This window comes from Chitinophaga arvensicola, from assembly GCF_900110835.1.
Taxonomy (GTDB): Bacteria; Bacteroidota; Bacteroidia; order Chitinophagales; family Chitinophagaceae; genus Chitinophaga; species Chitinophaga arvensicola.
In genome coordinates this window covers 1,171,414-1,186,700 of the sequence record NZ_FOJG01000002.1, presented here as the reverse complement: position 1 = coordinate 1,186,700, position 15,287 = coordinate 1,171,414, and the positions used below count along the sequence as shown (strand labels likewise).

Annotated in this window: 13 protein-coding genes; 4 read left to right on the top strand and 9 right to left on the bottom strand. The window is 47.7% G+C overall.

Annotation, left to right across the window (positions count from 1 at the left end; translation table 11 throughout):
* The first annotated feature begins 55 nt into the window (after positions 1-55).
* Positions 56-874 carry an HAD-IIA family hydrolase gene (locus BMW79_RS22105; protein WP_089898174.1) on the top strand — a complete coding sequence of 273 codons (819 nt, stop codon included), beginning with the start codon at positions 56-58 and terminating at the stop codon, positions 872-874.
* 94 nt (positions 875-968) lie between these two features.
* Here the strand turns inward: BMW79_RS22105 and BMW79_RS22100 are convergent, their stop codons facing one another.
* Positions 969-1,868, bottom strand: coding sequence for an NAD(P)H-binding protein (locus BMW79_RS22100; RefSeq protein ID WP_089898172.1), 900 nt, complete (start codon positions 1,866-1,868; stop codon positions 969-971).
* A gap of 80 nt (positions 1,869-1,948) precedes the next feature.
* On the opposite strand from BMW79_RS22100, the gene BMW79_RS22095 reads away from it, so the two are divergent.
* The 3 genes from BMW79_RS22095 to BMW79_RS22085 all read left to right on the top strand — a co-directional run bounded on the left by BMW79_RS22095 (position 1,949) and on the right by BMW79_RS22085 (position 3,611).
* Positions 1,949-2,350: a winged helix-turn-helix transcriptional regulator gene (locus BMW79_RS22095; protein WP_089898170.1), complete on the top strand. Its 402-nt coding sequence runs from the start codon at positions 1,949-1,951 to the stop codon at positions 2,348-2,350.
* A gap of 8 nt (positions 2,351-2,358) precedes the next feature.
* Complete coding sequence (locus BMW79_RS22090) at positions 2,359-2,802, top strand: tetratricopeptide repeat protein (RefSeq protein WP_089898168.1); 444 nt, start codon at positions 2,359-2,361, stop codon at positions 2,800-2,802.
* Between the two features lie 95 nt (positions 2,803-2,897).
* Positions 2,898-3,611 carry a hypothetical protein gene (locus BMW79_RS22085; RefSeq protein WP_089898166.1) on the top strand — a complete coding sequence of 238 codons (714 nt, stop codon included), beginning with the start codon at positions 2,898-2,900 and terminating at the stop codon, positions 3,609-3,611.
* Between the two features lie 116 nt (positions 3,612-3,727).
* Here BMW79_RS22085 and BMW79_RS22080 read toward each other — a convergent pair whose 3' ends face one another.
* The 8 genes from BMW79_RS22080 to BMW79_RS22045 all read right to left on the bottom strand — a co-directional run bounded on the left by BMW79_RS22080 (position 3,728) and on the right by BMW79_RS22045 (position 15,228).
* Positions 3,728-5,356, bottom strand: coding sequence for a glycerophosphodiester phosphodiesterase family protein (locus BMW79_RS22080; protein ID WP_089898164.1), 1,629 nt, complete (start codon positions 5,354-5,356; stop codon positions 3,728-3,730).
* Positions 5,356-6,711 (bottom strand): PhoPQ-activated pathogenicity-related family protein, encoded by a 1,356-nt coding sequence (locus BMW79_RS22075; RefSeq protein ID WP_089898162.1) that lies wholly within the window; start codon positions 6,709-6,711, stop codon positions 5,356-5,358. The genes BMW79_RS22080 and BMW79_RS22075 overlap by 1 nt, the downstream gene beginning before the upstream one ends.
* A 57-nt stretch (positions 6,712-6,768) precedes the next feature.
* Complete coding sequence (locus BMW79_RS22070; protein ID WP_089898160.1) at positions 6,769-8,478, bottom strand: SusD/RagB family nutrient-binding outer membrane lipoprotein; 1,710 nt, start codon at positions 8,476-8,478, stop codon at positions 6,769-6,771.
* 9 nt (positions 8,479-8,487) lie between these two features.
* Positions 8,488-11,946, bottom strand: a complete 3,459-nt coding sequence (locus BMW79_RS22065; RefSeq protein WP_089898158.1) for a SusC/RagA family TonB-linked outer membrane protein — start codon at positions 11,944-11,946, stop codon at positions 8,488-8,490.
* Positions 11,947-12,032: 86 nt separating this feature from the next.
* Positions 12,033-13,064, bottom strand: coding sequence for a FecR family protein (locus BMW79_RS22060; protein ID WP_089898156.1), 1,032 nt, complete (start codon positions 13,062-13,064; stop codon positions 12,033-12,035).
* Between the two features lie 49 nt (positions 13,065-13,113).
* Complete coding sequence (locus BMW79_RS22055; protein WP_143059249.1) at positions 13,114-13,653, bottom strand: sigma-70 family RNA polymerase sigma factor; 540 nt, start codon at positions 13,651-13,653, stop codon at positions 13,114-13,116.
* Between the two features lie 87 nt (positions 13,654-13,740).
* Complete coding sequence (locus tag BMW79_RS22050) at positions 13,741-14,253, bottom strand: hypothetical protein (protein ID WP_089898151.1); 513 nt, start codon at positions 14,251-14,253, stop codon at positions 13,741-13,743.
* Between the two features lie 117 nt (positions 14,254-14,370).
* Entirely contained in the window at positions 14,371-15,228 is an 858-nt protein-coding gene (locus BMW79_RS22045; RefSeq protein ID WP_089898149.1) for an AraC family transcriptional regulator, read from the bottom strand.
* Positions 15,229-15,287: the final 59 nt, after the last annotated feature.

The window sequence follows — 15,287 nt, the reverse complement described above, 5'->3', positions numbered from 1 at the left end:
ATTCCATGAAGCTTATTGATTGAATAACTAGTTTAATAACCAACACCTGATTGCTATGAAAAAAAAGGGATTTTTAATCGACATGGATGGCGTAATCTACAAAGGCAGTGAACCCATTCCCGGCGCGGTAGAATTTATTAATGGCCTGAGGGAGAAAGGCCTGCCTTTTCTGTTTTTGACGAACAATAGCCAAAGAACCAGCAGGGATGTGTGTTATAAGCTGAATAAGATGGGCTTCAAGGTAAATGATACAGACATCTTTACCTGCGCAATGGCAACTGCCAGGTACCTGGCTTCTAAAAAAGAAAATGGTACGGCTTATGTAATCTGTGAAGGGGGCCTGCTGACGGAGCTTTACAACGCCGGTTACTCTATCGTGGATGATCAACCCGATTATGTCATTATAGGAGAAGGAAGAACCATCATGCTGGAATCGGTGGACAAGGCGCTCAACATGGTCATGAAAGGCGCCAAACTCATTGCTACCAACCTGGATCCCAACTGCCCTATGGGAGATGGAAAATACAGGGCCGGCTGCGGCGCATTAGTGGCGATGCTGGAATGTGCTAGTGGTATCAAGGCTTTCAGCGTTGGTAAACCCAGTCCGGTGATGATGCGTATGGCCAGAAAAGCACTGCAACTGACTACCGACGAAACGGTGATGATCGGCGATACCATGGGTACAGATATACTGGGCGCAGGTTCTATGGGTTTCACCACGGTACTCACTTTATCTGGTGTGACACATGAAAGTGACCTGGCGCATTTTGGTTACTCTCCCGACTTCATCATTAAATCAGTAAAAGACTTGCTGAACGAAGACTTATTTGTGAAGGTGATCGGTGAAACGGCACTGGCAGAAGCACACTATTAAAATAATTTTACCGGGAGATATATACCGGGTACATACTTTCCGTTTCCGGAATCCACTACAGGCACACACTTGTGCGCCTGTAGTGATCCTGACCTTATGCAAAGCTATGCTTGTAGACAGCGGCAAATTCATCCGCAAATGTCCGGAAAGAGATTTGTCCGCCAGCCGCTGCTGCATGTTTGCGGTAGTTGTCGAATAAAGTTCCTTCCCGTAAAGCGATGCCTATTTCTATGACATATACCCTCGCCATTTCTTCGGTAAATCCCCCCTGCATCATGCCCTGCAATAATTCTTCGTCCGAAAATCCTACCCAGGCCAGCTCCTGTTGATCAATGGCTTTGCCAAGTATGGTGGCAATTTCCCCACCGGTTTTTTCATCGCTGGCAATATAGCGTATATGCTTGCCCGTGAAGGCTGCATCTTCCAGTGTGTTGGCAGCAGTAGTGGCAATGTCTGCCGGATGACTCAATACCATCGGTACCTGCGCATCAAAGTTGTTACCGATGATGTGCTGGTGTCTGATCATCGGTATACTGCCGAAGAAGTTGGTATAGAACATGCCCGGCCGCAAATGTAGTACATGCGTATCCGTTAGTTCGTTCAACCGCGATTCTACATAATGATTGGCGCCCGCCGGTCCGGGGCCATCCGGTAAATGCGCCCCGATGCTGCTCAGGTTCACCACCCGCTTTACACCCGCCTGTTTAATCGCCTGCACATAACCATCTCCCACGTTTTTCATATATTGTTTGATATCTGCCGCCTGGAAATTGGGCGGGATCATCAGATACACGGCATCCGCCTGCGCAAAAGCCCGGAGCAGAAAGGCAGGGTCTTCCACATCCCCGATAGCAGGGATGGCATGCAGTGCCTCAATAGCAGCAGCCTTCTCCGCACTGCGACTGATAACGGTAACGGTATGGCCATGGGCAATTAATTGCTGCGCGAGCGGCCGGCTGATATTTCCTAAGGATCCTGTAAGCGTAATTTTCATAATTTGTGTGTTTTAAATTGCTTTCACAAAAGTAGATTTGTACTTACTTTTGTACAAGTACTTACCCTGAAGTGTGTATCATGACCAAAATAAAAGAAACCTCTACTATACAGGCCAATAAGCAATCTGCATTCAATGAATGTCCCGTTACCTATGTAATGGAAAAGATAGGCGGCTACTGGAAACCAATTATTCTCTTTCATTTACTGTCGGGCAGCAAGCGGTACAGCGATCTGAGAAAAGCTATTCCGGCTATTACGGAAAAGATGTTGATCCAACACTTAAAACAACTGGAAGCAGATGGCCTGGTGATGCGTGTAGCCAGGCCCGTTATTCCGCCGCATGTAACGTATCACCTCACCAAAGCCGGACTGGCACTGAAACCAGTACTGTATGCCATGGCGGTATGGGCAGTATCAGACAGCAAGGAAAATTCAAAAGTATTTGCCCGGAACCTGAAAAGTTTTCCCGGGTTTAAATAATCGCTCATATGGCAAAAGGAAGTACGTCGCTCCGCAAGGCGCTCAAAGAAATGCAGCAGGACACACCGGATCTGAAGCTGGCACTGGAACTACTCGAAAAAGCAGCAAAACAGGGAAACGGGGAAGCCCTGTATGCCATTGGCAGCTGGTATCTGCATGGCAACCTGGTAAAACAGGACCTGTCTATGGCAGTACAGTTTTTACTGGAAGCCGCTGAAAGCAACTATCCCGACGCCTGGTTCGACCTTGCCATCTGCTATGAAAAAGGAGCTGGTATAAAACGCAACTTCAAAGAGGCTTTTGCCTGTTATTTAAATGCCGCGATCGCAGGGGATAAACAGGCGATCTATGAAGTAGGAAGATGTTATTATCATGGCATTGGTATTGCAAAAAATATTACCGTAGCCAGTATATGGCTGAAACAGGCCAAAGCACAAGGGGTGACGGAGTGATACCGGGATATATTATATGCCGTCATCATTAAAGTAGATTTATTATATTCAGGAACTATACCATGAATTAAGGGGATCAAAAAAGTTGTAGCATTATGAAATTATCGTTTAATTATTTATTGGTGGGCTTTATTAGTTGCGCTTTTTGGGGATGCCAGCCAGGAAAAACGTCTTCCGATGGTGATAAAGTATACACTGCGGCCAATGATCTTGTCAATAATAATCACAAGGAAGACAATCCACATAATTTAACATCTGCTGATTGCGATAAAATATACACTGCGGCCAATGATCATGTAAACAGGTACCACATGGAAAAAAATGCACATGATTTAGATACTGCCGGGGTTCTTCTTGATGGTCATCTGAATGATTGCAGGGATTACAGGGTACGGATGGTCAATTTACGGATAAGTGTCTTTGTCCTTGCTAAAGATGCGGATCGTGGTTATAGATTTATTGACTCGTTAAATGCGGGGGAATTCGGCAAGACCTATCTGAAGCAAAATTACCTGAGCTTTTTCAAAGCCATTGCTGCGATAAAGATGGGGGATCGTCAGAAAAGAGATTCGTCCTTTCAGGAAATGGTGAATAATATATGGCAGTATATCGGAACTCATTTATCTGATCAAATGGCTTTGTCAGAAATGTTTGCCATGAAAGCGATGATCGTGGATCCTGAGAAAGTAGCGGATGAAGTTATTTCGTTGAAGGAAAGAATGCCGCCTGGCAATAGCGATTTTTTAGATATGCTGAGTAATTCAGTACGAAGTATGAAGTATGATGTTGATTTGGATGAGTGGAAATAGTCAGGAATAAATGATGCGGCCGGCTATTAATTAAAAAAGGATCACGCCTGTTTACAACAGGCATGATCCTTTTTTAATGTGGCAGTGAGTGTACTTTTACTACGGCATCATGTTCCTTACTCCGCAGGATAATACTGCTTCAGCCACCTCACCATCTTCACCATCGCATCCATCGCGGCCATGCCGCCTACGCCGTGTTTCTCATGGGGATACAATTCCAGTTGTGTAGGCACACCCAGCGCCAACAGCTTGTCGTGCAGCTTCACTGCCTGACTTACATGCACCAGCGGATCTTCACCACCATGAAATAATATTGTAGGTACGCCGGTTGCTTTGGTTAACCGGTAATACGGACTGGCATCTGCGGCTATTTTAGCAGCAGGATCAGGTTCTCCCAGCAGACGTGTTACTTTGTCATCCGCATCTTTATTTTCCTGTCTTACTTTTTTGTCGGTAAAATCAGTAGGTCCCCAGAGGTCTACTACTGTTTTGATCTGCTTCAGACTATCCATTGCATAGGCATACTGCATAGCAAGATACCCGCCGGCGCTGCCACCCATGAGGGCAAACTGACTGCCATCGAACTGGAGCTTTTTTGCTTTGGAAGAGATAAAGGCCAGCACCTTGCGCACATCTTCCAGCTGTGCGGGGTAGCGGTCTTTTCCATCACGGATCAGGCGGTAGTTCATCGATACCACGCCGTAGTGCAGTTTGCCTACCAGTTCATCGATCAGTTCTTTGGGCAGTTCTTTTTTATCGCCGCCGGTCCAGCCGCCGCCATGCATGTATACAATGATCTTCGTTTGTCCGTTATGGTTATCCGGCATGTACGCGTCAAGCGTATTGTCATCGCCGGCATTACCGTAAGATACATTGCGCAGGGTGCGGTAGGAGGATACAGGGATAGCCAGAGGTGCCGCTACCGCTACTCCGGCAGGAAGGCCATTACGCAGCTTGCTGCTGTCGAGATAACGGATCAGTGCTTCCGGATGATCGGTCTGCACGCCCTGAACACCCTTGTTCATCGCTGCCTGCCAGTCGCCCGGACCTTCCGTCGGCGTCTGTACATCCAGCCATACGGCCGTGTTGTATTTCTTTGTCACCGCCAGCATCGCCGGATCGCTGATATTATCTAGCACGGCTACACGTACATTCTTCAGGAAGAACTCCAGTTGTTCCGGGTTGGTCACTTCTTCCGGTAAACTTGTCATCAGTGGCATATCCGGTGCTGTTTTCCTCCAGGCTTTGTATTGCTCTTTTTCGTTGAGGTATACCACTACCTGTTTCTCCATGCCGGCGGCTTTCAGTTGTTTCCAGGTTTCGGGAACATCAGCGGCTTTGAAGTCGAGGTAGATATTCAGTTTCCCTTTACAGGCCTGTAATGCTTCTGCAAAGGTGGGTACGCGATAAGTTTTTCCATCGCTGCTTTTTACTTTCAGCTTTTTGATATCCGCAAGGGTGAGGTCTGATACATTGCCTTTGCCATCTGTCATTTTATCTACCGTGGCGTTGTGCATCAGCACCAGTTGTCCGTCCTTTGTAGTGCGGAGATCCAGTTCTGCATAATCAGCTCCGCAGCGGATGGTGGCTTCTATAGCGGCTACCGTATTTTCAGGTACGCTTACATGATTGCCACGATGCGCCACTACTACGAAAGAATGACGTGCAGCCGGTAACGTTTGTGCGAAGGTACTGGCAGCACAGCCAACTGTAATAGCGATTAATAGTGTTGATTTCATCTTCATCAGAGAATAGCTTTTGTATCGGTCACGAATACACGCGTGCTCACCGTATAGGTGCCACCGGTAATGTTCTGGTATTTAAGATCTACATAAAAGGCGCGGTATCCACTCTGTGGCAGGGGAGTGGTCACTTTCACTTTCGAATGATGTGCCTGTCCCAGGCTCTCGGAGGCCCACTTGTCGTTCCTGAAATCAAGGTCGGAAGAGTTGGCCGTCCACAGCACTACATCTACCAGGCGGTCGGAAGAGGCTTTGGCGGTAACGCTTACCTTGCCACCACGGGTGCGGGTAGTCCAGCTGCATTCAGGATACGCCTGTTTGCGCATGGTCATACCGAAGAAAGCACTGAGTCCCTGGAAGGCCTGTACTTTATCACCCAAACTATGACCGGCATTCGGTACGTAGTTGATAAGGTTTTTACCCGGAATGCTGTCTATATAGTTTTTGATATTATCTACGACCCAGTATTCATCGTTGGTACCCATGAAGATCATTTTTGGGATCGACAGGTTACTTCTGTAAGAATAAGGATCTATCATTGTATTGATGGCATTGCCTTCCGGGGTATGCGCGGTTTGCGGGATACCCAGCTTTACATAATCTTCTATCTGGATACTGTATTCTTTCCAGGTTTTGATCTGGTAATCGAGACTTACCGGCATGTTCAGTACATCTATCACCATAGGTGCAATGGCTACCACGCGGGCGTCGTTGGCGCCGGTGAGCCAGGTGGTCCAGCCACGTTTGGATGCGCCGGATACCACGAAGCCATTTACTTTCCGGTTCAGTTGTTTACCCGCAAATTCCTGGATAACATCCATCGCTCTTACCGCGCTTTTCACCATAGGAAATAACAGCGGCCAGTTGTAGTCGCCGTCTTTTTTGAACTGGTGAAGGGTATACGAAATAAGCGCATCTTCCGTAAGCTTACCAAACAATGGCTGGTTGGGCGTTTGACGGAGTACGGCTGTAATAGCATTATTGGTGGCCGCTACTTTTCCCATCTGCTGATACAGTTCATCTTCCGGACCATTCCAGTTGGGCATGCCCTCTTTTACGGAGCCACCGGTGATAAACAACAGCGCACCTTCGTATTTTATTTCATCGGGTACAAAAATGGTCAGCTGATGCCGCCAGGTGTACTCCCGCCACTGCTGCGACGTAAGCAATACGTTATAGGCTTTACCGTTAGTCACGTTGAAGGAGTCTTTCAGTTCCCATTTAAACGAGGTGTCTCCGTTGTTCAGGTAGCTTTTCATCGCCGTTTCCGGTGTTACGGCTTGCTGGGCAAAAAGGGTCATCTGGCATAGCAGGAGAACAAATACCGCTTTGGCAGCGTTGAAAAAGAGTGGCTTCATATCTGGAAATAATTGTTTTACGGGTAATGAAATATAAGAAATTACTTTGGCAGATGACTACCAGGGTTTGCCGGTACCCTGGAGCACCCAGGGTTTCGACCAGGGACTGTTATTCGCACCATTCGCCCCAAAGGAAGAATAGGTGGTCACTTCCAGTCGTCCGGCAGCCGCTTCTTCGTTGGCTTTATTCAGGTTGCGTTCTTCCAGCATATAATACAACCGTACCGGTACCACGGGGCCTTTGGCATAAGGACCAGCTTTCAATACGGGATAGCCGGTTCTTTTGTAATCTGCCCATGCTTCTGTGGCGGCAGTCCAGCTGGCAATCCATTTCTGCACAATGATCTGTTCCTGGGTGTTGTTGAACTTTACCGCTGGTTGCGCGAGGTAAGCGGCGGTGCTGCCGGATACGCCCCATACATTAAACGACGCCTGGATACCTGCCTTATAATTGGTTTCTGCATCACCGGCGGCCCAGCCTTTTACGGCTGCGGCTTCTGCCAGGATAAAGCGTACCTCTGCTGCAGAAATGATCCTTGATTTTAACAAAGGCCCTTTTGGTTGTTTGTAGATATCGTTCAGCCATGATACATGCGGGTTGCGTGAAGCCTGGCTGGCATCAGGACTAAGATTATATACCGCCGGACCGGAAATAGCCGGGGGCAGCCCCACATAATTCTGGTCCTGGTTAATATCGTTTACCGTCAGTCCTTTGGCTGCCAGTACATCCGGTGAAATGTAACGTACTTTCCTTTGTTCACCGTTAACAACAGTGTCTACGGGTTTATATACGGTGCCGGTGCCTGCTGGCTTGGTATCATCTACCAGTAAAAAACACTGTACTTTATTGGCCCATACGCCCAGCCGGGGATCGCGCAGGTTCTGTAACGCCTTTACAAAGGTGCTGCACATTTTTAAACGGCGGTAGTTGCTGCTGTCGCTGTCGTAGGCCACGTTGGCTGGCCAGGAGTCTGCATTACTGTTGCCGGGAAAAGACATGGTCGCATCCTCTGATCCATCCACATTCATGATCAGCGGATACTGCGCCGGATCGGCTACCATTTTCTCGATGCCGGCCTTGGCAATCTGCGGTAACTTCTCTGATAAACGCATGTAATAGCGCAGTGCGAGGGAATTGGCCATTTTACGCCATTTTACGGGGTCGCCCTGGTAATACACATCTGCGGCATCAATCGGGTTGGAATAGGCGCTCTTGGGCTTGGAAAGCAGCGTATTGGCCTTTTCCAGGTCGGCGAGGATACCGGTATAAATGGTTTGTTGCGCATCAAACACCGGAAGCGTGGACGCAGGTGTACCATCCTGTCCCTGCAGCGCATGGGTATAAGGAGCATCTCCCCACAGGTCGGTGATCAGACCGAACAGGAGCGACTTCATCACCAATGCCACACCCTGGTGCAATTCACTGTTCAGCGCTACACCACGGTTGTACACCAGCTGGTTGTTGCGCAGCACATCATAGTACTCGGACCAGCTGTTGGAGCCTGCCCAGTCGTATTCGTTGTGCGCAGTGGTCCAGCCATCTTTCTGGGTATGCTGCATTACACCGGCCATGTCCTGGTAGCCGAGGTTTACCATTTGCATTCCGGCGGTTGTCAATACGGTGGATAATACCAGGTTGGGATTGATGGTGGCAGGATTGGCGCCGTTGGGGTTGTCGTTCATTTTGATCAGGTCCTTTTTACAGGCGCTGACAGATAAACAAAGAAACCCGATACTGAGTATAATAGATTTACGGACTGTTTTCATGTGTCAGAATTAAAAGGTAACATTCAGTTTTGCACCCATCGGAATCGCCCAGGGTGTCACATTATATCTTTCTATGCCCTGCTTGAACTGCATACCGGAGCCCTGAACATTTGTAGAAGGCTGATAGGCATTTTCAGGATCGATACCGATCTTCGCGGCGGTCCAAAGGATGATGTTCCGGCTGTACACCGAGAAACTGGCACGCTGCAACTTCGCAGAACGGATCATCCGCTGCGGGAAATCATAGGTCAGCGATACTTCTCTCAGTTTCAGGTAAGATGCCGGAAACAGGAAGGCCCGGGTAAATGACCAGGCTGTAGCGCCGGCATACGGAATGGTAAGCGTACCATCATTCCCCAGGTTTTCAAGATAGCCGGTAGGGTTACCCGCGTTGTCATATCCCTTGGCTCTTACACCAGGAATAAATACGCCGCCATAAGGCAGTACATAAGGACCATAGGTAAACGGAAAACTGTTGTATTCCGGTGTAGGACCACCCACCAGTGGGAAATTATTGCCGTTTGGAATGACCAGCTGATCCTGGTGACTTACCAGGTAATCCCGCAGTTCCTGTCCTTTCATGGTACCAGGATTGGTCAGTTTATCGAGGAATAACTGGGAGTTGCCATGCTCTTCTCCATAACGGTAAGTCTGCGAAACAAAGTCGCCACCGTTCCGCCAGTCGAAGGTCATATTCAGCGTAAAGTTTTTATAGGAGATAGATGTCTGGAATCCCATGATGAAGTCGGGATTGAAATTACCTATCTTATTTTTTGTATTGATCGCATCAATAGTCTGCCATTTACCGGTGTTGTCCAATAACGGGTAGCCATAGTAGGGAGATGATTTATCTGTTACGGCTACCAGCTGTGCATCATAAATATCGCCGATGTCTTCTCCTACATACGTCCATGCGCCACCTTTACCTTCTTCCCACAGGGTGTAGTAAGGCATATCATCCGGCAGTGAGAGAATGCGTGTTCTGTTGCGGGTGAAGTTCATATTCACATCCCATCTCCAGTTGCGCGTTTGTATGGGCGTACCACCCAGCGATAATTCAATGCCCCTGCTTCTCAGCAGGCCGGCATTGATACTGCGGGAGGAATAACCGGAAGATGGCGGCGTTTTAGGGCTGAAAATCTGGTTCTTGTTTTCTACAATGTAGTAGGTACCTGCAAAGTGCAACCTGTTTTTAAAGAGATTGATATCCAGGCCGCCTTCATAAGACGTGGCAATTTCCGGTTTCAGGAACGGATTCAGTAAAGTCCCGGAAGTGGTGAGCCGTGGCACATTACCCCAGGCGCCTACGCTGCCTAAGGTAGCGGCCAGCTGGTAAGGCGAAGCATCGTTACCCACCTGTGCGGCGCCGGCTCTTAATTTAATGAGATTGATATTATCGGAAGTAATATGCGCCATTTCATTGAGAAGTAAACTCAGTGAAGCCGCAGGGTAGAAGTAAGAGGCAGCATCAGGAAGGGTGCTGGACCAATCGTTACGGCCGGTCAGATCCAGGTAAGCCATGCCCTTGTAACCCACATTCAACATACCATATACGCTGTTCACGCCTTTTTTAAAGGTGCTGCTGTAATAGTTGAGGTTAGCGGGAGAGATGTTCTGAATGGTGTACACACCGGGCGTATTCAGCCCCGTACCATCTTTGGTAGACGTGGTCACATTGCCACCGGTCTGGTAACGCATGTTGCCACCGGCAGAAACGGAGAAGTCGAAATGATGCACCGTTTTCTTGTAGGTAGCCAGTACATCCATGTTGCGCTCGTAGTTGTTGAGCTGGATGATACCATAAGCGCCGCCGGGATTGTTCAGATAGCTGTTGGCTATCTTTGTTTCTCTTTTCTCTCCGTAGGTATCCAACGCATATCTTACCATCAGGCTGAGAGAGGGTAATATTTTCCAGTCGGCCCGCACGTTACCAAACATACGGTCTCTCACAAAACCGTTCTTCACTTCATACGCCAGGAAATAAGGATTGTTGAACACGCCGTTGTATTGGGTGCGTTGCTGCAAGCCTTCCTGGCCGGGCATCCAGTAGTCTTTCAGGTCGCGCACATCAATGTGCGGAGAAATGCTGTATACGGCCTGGAGCGGATTAGCGCCACGATCGCCGGCTGCACGGTTATTGGAATTATTGCGGCTGAAATCGATGTTGGTGCTGATGCTGAACTTTGAGTTTACCTGTAAACTGGAATTCAGGTTCAGCGTGTTTTTATACAGATCGGTATTTGGAATGATGCCTTTGTTGGTCATGTTGGCATAGGAAATACGATAGGCGATCTTGTCGTTGTTATTGGCCACAGAAGCGCCGGCAGTGGTAGTGATACCGGTGTTCACAAAGTTCTTCACGTTGTTCTTATGTGATACCAGCGGCATCGGGATCTTCTTACCATCTTTATCCAATGGACTGTTCCACTGTACTTCTTCATAGCCCATGTCGAGTTCGGCGCCAAAGGTACCATCTACATTTTCCTGGATGATAGAACCAAAGGGATTGGTGAGCAGGTTACCGCTGCGGGAAAAAGGAATACCGGAAAGTTGTCCGGAGCCAAACTTCGTTTGCCAGTTCAGGTATTTATAGGGAATGTCGAATACGGAATTCACATATGCATCTACCGTTACCTTATTTACTTTTTTACCTGTTTTGGTAACGATCAGTACTACGCCGTTGCCTGCGCGGGAACCATATAACGCTGCTGCACTCGGGCCTTTCAGGATAGTGACGCTTTCGATGTTGTCTGGGTTGATATCGGAGATGGCGTTACCATAATCCACCATGTTGCCCGAACCAATCTGACTGATATTATTAACGGTATTGGCTACGGGTACACCGTCTACCACAAAAAGCGGCTGGTTATCACTGCTGAGGGAGGTAGCGCCGCGGATAACCATGCTCACAGAAGAACCGGTAGTACCGGTGGAGTTGATGGTGACACCTGCGATTTTTCCGGACATGGAGTTAAGTAAGTTTTCCTGTGTTACACGGTTAAACTCTTTACCACTCAGTTCTTCCACAGAATACCCCAGTGCTTTCTTTTCTCTTTTAATGCCCAACGCGGTTACCAGCACCTGTCCTAACTCTTCCACTTTTTTTTTCAGGACCACGGAGAGCGAAAGTTTGCTGGAGTCGTTGATGGTATAACCACGGAGCGTATCTGTGGTGTATCCCATCTGGGAAAGTACAAAATGATAAGGGCCGCCGGCTGGTAATTTAGCGAATGTAAAGATGCCTTTCTCGTTGGTCACGGTGGTGGCCAGTACTTTGTTGTCTGCATCCTCCATTTTTACCATTACGCCGGGAAGGGTTTCATTGTTTTCATTTTTGATCATTCCGATAGCGGCAGGGCGGGAATTCTGCGCCTGCGTTTTTTCGGGGTTTAACTGCCACAGCAGCAGCAACAGCCAGATCATTGCTGTAGGGCGGCATATGCGCGATTGTCTGGTTTTTACACACATAATAATTTCATTTTTTTAGGCAAAAGGAAGTTCGTGCAGCCTTGTGCAGGTTGCGACAGTGGTCATTAGGTAAATATGTTCAGGGATTATTGTACTATGTAGCTAACATTGTCTTTCTGATTAATAGTAAGATTGTTTAACGTACCAATTGTTGTCAGAAAATCTTTTAATGTTTCTTTGTTGCTATCGAAAACGCCCGTGAAGTTCATACCCGTCAGGGTACTTGCTGTGTATTGGATTTTTACCTGGTACTTTTCAGACATCTGCCTGAATATGCTTTCCAGTGGTTCATTGTTAAAGGTCAGTACTTCGTGTATAGGTGTCTGTTTGTCGTTGTGCTTTTTAACCGGCTGATTGATCACCACAGATAATTGTCGCTGATCATAACGCAGGTCCTGTCCGGGCAGCAGGTAAATATCTTTTACCGGTGTGGCGCCCGTGGGCTGTTCCGGTCTTACCATTACTTTACCGCTGATCAGTTGTACCTGTGTGATGCCTTTATTGGCCCAGGCGGTTATTTTGAATACGGTGCCGAGAGCGGTGGTGCCCACGTTGCCGGCATAAACGGTAAAAGGTTTTTCAGGGCTGCCGCTCACGCGGAATAAAGCCTGGCCTTTTAGGTAAATATCGCGGTGCTGACCGGTAAACGGATCCTGGTAACGGATTTCACTTTCCGGTGCGAGTTCCACTTTACTGCCATCGCTTAAGGTCAGCGGCATGGTGTGCCGGCTGTGGTTGAAGACCGTACGCAATGCTGTGGCAGCGCTTTTATTTACGGGTACTGTTGTAACGGCGGCTATATTTTTTACGGCCGGTTCCCGGAGCGTCGTCCACAGCAATCCGCCGGATACCAGCAGTAATGCGGCGGCAGCCCATGAATAATAACGGCGGTTTATTCTTCTTTTTTGAAAAGTACGGCTTTCAATCACCGACAGCATTTTACCGGAAATGTCTTCCGGTAAAGATTGCGCGGGATGGAAAGCATGCCAGCTTTCTTCCGTCAGGTAGGGCAGTAAAGCCTCGGGATGCTGCGCAATATATGCCTGTACTGCCTGCTTTTCCTGTTCATTGCATTCACCCCGGAGAAACTTTTCAATAAGTGTTGCTGAATGCTTCATAGTATGTATTCGTTTGAAAACAGTAAATCCCTCACTGCGTAACAATTAGTTAATAAATCGTCAGTAGAAGGAGCAGTAGCAGGGAATTTTTTAATTGACGGATAGCCCGTACAATATGATTTTCTACTGTTTTAGGGGAGATGGATAACTGCCGGGCAATTTCTTTGTGTGGCAATCCTTCAAAGCGACTGAGTTTAAAAACATTTTTCCGGATGGGTGATAATTGTTCGATACTGTTATACACCCGCTTCAATTCTTCTTTTACCGTAATGTCGGTTTCCACGTGCCAGTCGGACGTGTCCTGCACCAGCTGCTGCGTATGCCTGTTCCGCACCTGTTGCTTCCGCAGCAGGTCGGTCATAACGCTTTTGCCTATACGGAAAATCTGTGTGGAGATATTAAAGTCCGTAGATAATTTTTCGCGTCTTTCCCAAAGGAGGATAAATGAAAGTTGCACAGTCTCTTCCGCAATGTAAACGGAGTGCGTACATTTCAGAACGTAGAAATATAGTTTCGTATGGTATTGTTGGTATACCATTTTAAAACTTTCGATATTTCCGTTGATTATATCCTGTACAATACTTTCCATAATTGCCAGCAAATATCTGATCAGCCTAAACAAGATACAAGGAATTACCGATTATATTATTGTTATTTTCAACAATAGTCCCGTCGGTTATTTCTTCAGTTTTAAAATTAAAGGAACCGTTGCTACACCGGGAATATTCACCGTTAACGAAAGATCCAGGTTAGTCGCATTGATGTTTTCAATCCAGTGCGGATCGTTGTCGCCTTTAGCGGAACTGAGCTTCAGTACGGCATCATGGACGTCCAGGTCCCAGTTGCCGCTTTTACCGGTTACCGGCAGGATCAGATCTGTACATCCTTCAATGGTAAAGCCGCCGGCCTCATTAAAGGTATAGGTGTTTTTTGCAGTACAGGTAAATCCTGCACCGGCAGCACCGAGCAGGGGAGCCAGGGTAATGATGCTGGTGCCGGCAGGAATGTTCTGCTTGTTGAGTTTAACGGCTACTGCAAGCACGATGTCCTGTTGCTTCCAGGTACCCTTTACTAAATCGTACTTAGGCGATTTTTCGGGCGTTGCAGCGCTGTCCTTTTTACAGCCTCCCGTAAAGAGACAGGATACAAACAGCAGCAGAAATAGACAGGCGGGGATAAAAAAGCGCATGTGTGTTGGTATTTGGTGATGGAAAATGTGTCGTTCCTTCTAAGTATTCGTTTCGGAATGCCTTTTCCCTCACTGCTTAACAATTGGTTAATATACCACCTCTGCTTAGTGTAATACCTACACTTTGTCCCTGAATTTTTTGGGTGATACCCCCATGATCAGTTTAAACGACCGGGAAAAAGTATAAGGATCCGGGTAGCCCATTTCCCCTGCAATTTCTTTTACCGTGAGATGGGTATCTTTCAGCAGCTGGCTTGCCTTCTGCATACGCAGCGACGTAAACAGCTGGATGGGGGAGTACCGCGTTTTTTCTTTGAACAATGCAGACAGATAAGACGCAGAAATACGGGTTTCCCTGGAAAGATCGGCCAGCGTAAGGGGGTGATCCAGCTTTTGTTTCATCACCTGGATGCATTGCTCTATAATATTGTCGGCCCCCTTTTTCATATAATTGAATACTGTAAGACGGAAGGTGCCCAGGAAACTATAGAAACGGAAATTCGCATACAGCAGGTTCTCAATATTATTCATCAGGTCCAGGTGATGCAGGATATCATCGAACTGTGCGTTACGTCCTACCAGTGGCGGCGTGGTATGTGGTTTTAAGTGGGTGCCAACGTAACGGTATACCTCGTCGGCCAGTTTGCCCGAAAACTGTACGGCATACAGCTGCCAGGGATCAGCCGTATCCGGCCCCGCATGAAAGGCCGTGCCTTTCGGAAGCAACAGGTATTGATTGGTGCCCACCGGTATTTTCTTTTTTCCGGTTTGCCACCATCCGCTTCCCTGTGCTACATATATTAAGGTGTATACCGGTGCGCCTTTTGGTTCACTGATTTCCCGGGCGGCACTTGCAGGATAACGGCCAATAGCCGTAATGAAAAGATTGCTTCCAAGCGGATGCTTTTCCAGCTTGCGTTTCAGGTGATCAGGAAGGTTCCAGGCGGAGGGTGTGTTGGCGGCCAGTTGATTCATTGCAATAGTAATTTAAGCTATTCTTTTCATAACATCCAACATTGTTTGATCCATAAAAA

Bases quoted from the DNA above. Each gene is read 5' to 3' on its own strand.
- BMW79_RS22105 (WP_089898174.1), top strand. From the start codon at position 56: ATGAAAAAAAAGGGATTTTTAATCGACATGGATGGCGTAATCTACAAA.
- BMW79_RS22100 (WP_089898172.1), bottom strand. From the start codon at position 1,868: ATGAAAATTACGCTTACAGGATCCTTAGGAAATATCAGCCGGCCGCTC.
- BMW79_RS22095 (WP_089898170.1), top strand. From the start codon at position 1,949: ATGACCAAAATAAAAGAAACCTCTACTATACAGGCCAATAAGCAATCT.
- BMW79_RS22090 (WP_089898168.1), top strand. From the start codon at position 2,359: ATGGCAAAAGGAAGTACGTCGCTCCGCAAGGCGCTCAAAGAAATGCAG.
- BMW79_RS22085 (WP_089898166.1), top strand. From the start codon at position 2,898: ATGAAATTATCGTTTAATTATTTATTGGTGGGCTTTATTAGTTGCGCT.
- BMW79_RS22080 (WP_089898164.1), bottom strand. From the start codon at position 5,356: ATGAAGATGAAATCAACACTATTAATCGCTATTACAGTTGGCTGTGCT.
- BMW79_RS22075 (WP_089898162.1), bottom strand. From the start codon at position 6,711: ATGAAGCCACTCTTTTTCAACGCTGCCAAAGCGGTATTTGTTCTCCTG.
- BMW79_RS22070 (WP_089898160.1), bottom strand. From the start codon at position 8,478: ATGAAAACAGTCCGTAAATCTATTATACTCAGTATCGGGTTTCTTTGT.
- BMW79_RS22065 (WP_089898158.1), bottom strand. From the start codon at position 11,946: ATGTGTGTAAAAACCAGACAATCGCGCATATGCCGCCCTACAGCAATG.
- BMW79_RS22060 (WP_089898156.1), bottom strand. From the start codon at position 13,064: ATGAAGCATTCAGCAACACTTATTGAAAAGTTTCTCCGGGGTGAATGC.
- BMW79_RS22055 (WP_143059249.1), bottom strand. From the start codon at position 13,653: ATGGAAAGTATTGTACAGGATATAATCAACGGAAATATCGAAAGTTTT.
- BMW79_RS22050 (WP_089898151.1), bottom strand. From the start codon at position 14,253: ATGCGCTTTTTTATCCCCGCCTGTCTATTTCTGCTGCTGTTTGTATCC.
- BMW79_RS22045 (WP_089898149.1), bottom strand. From the start codon at position 15,228: ATGAATCAACTGGCCGCCAACACACCCTCCGCCTGGAACCTTCCTGAT.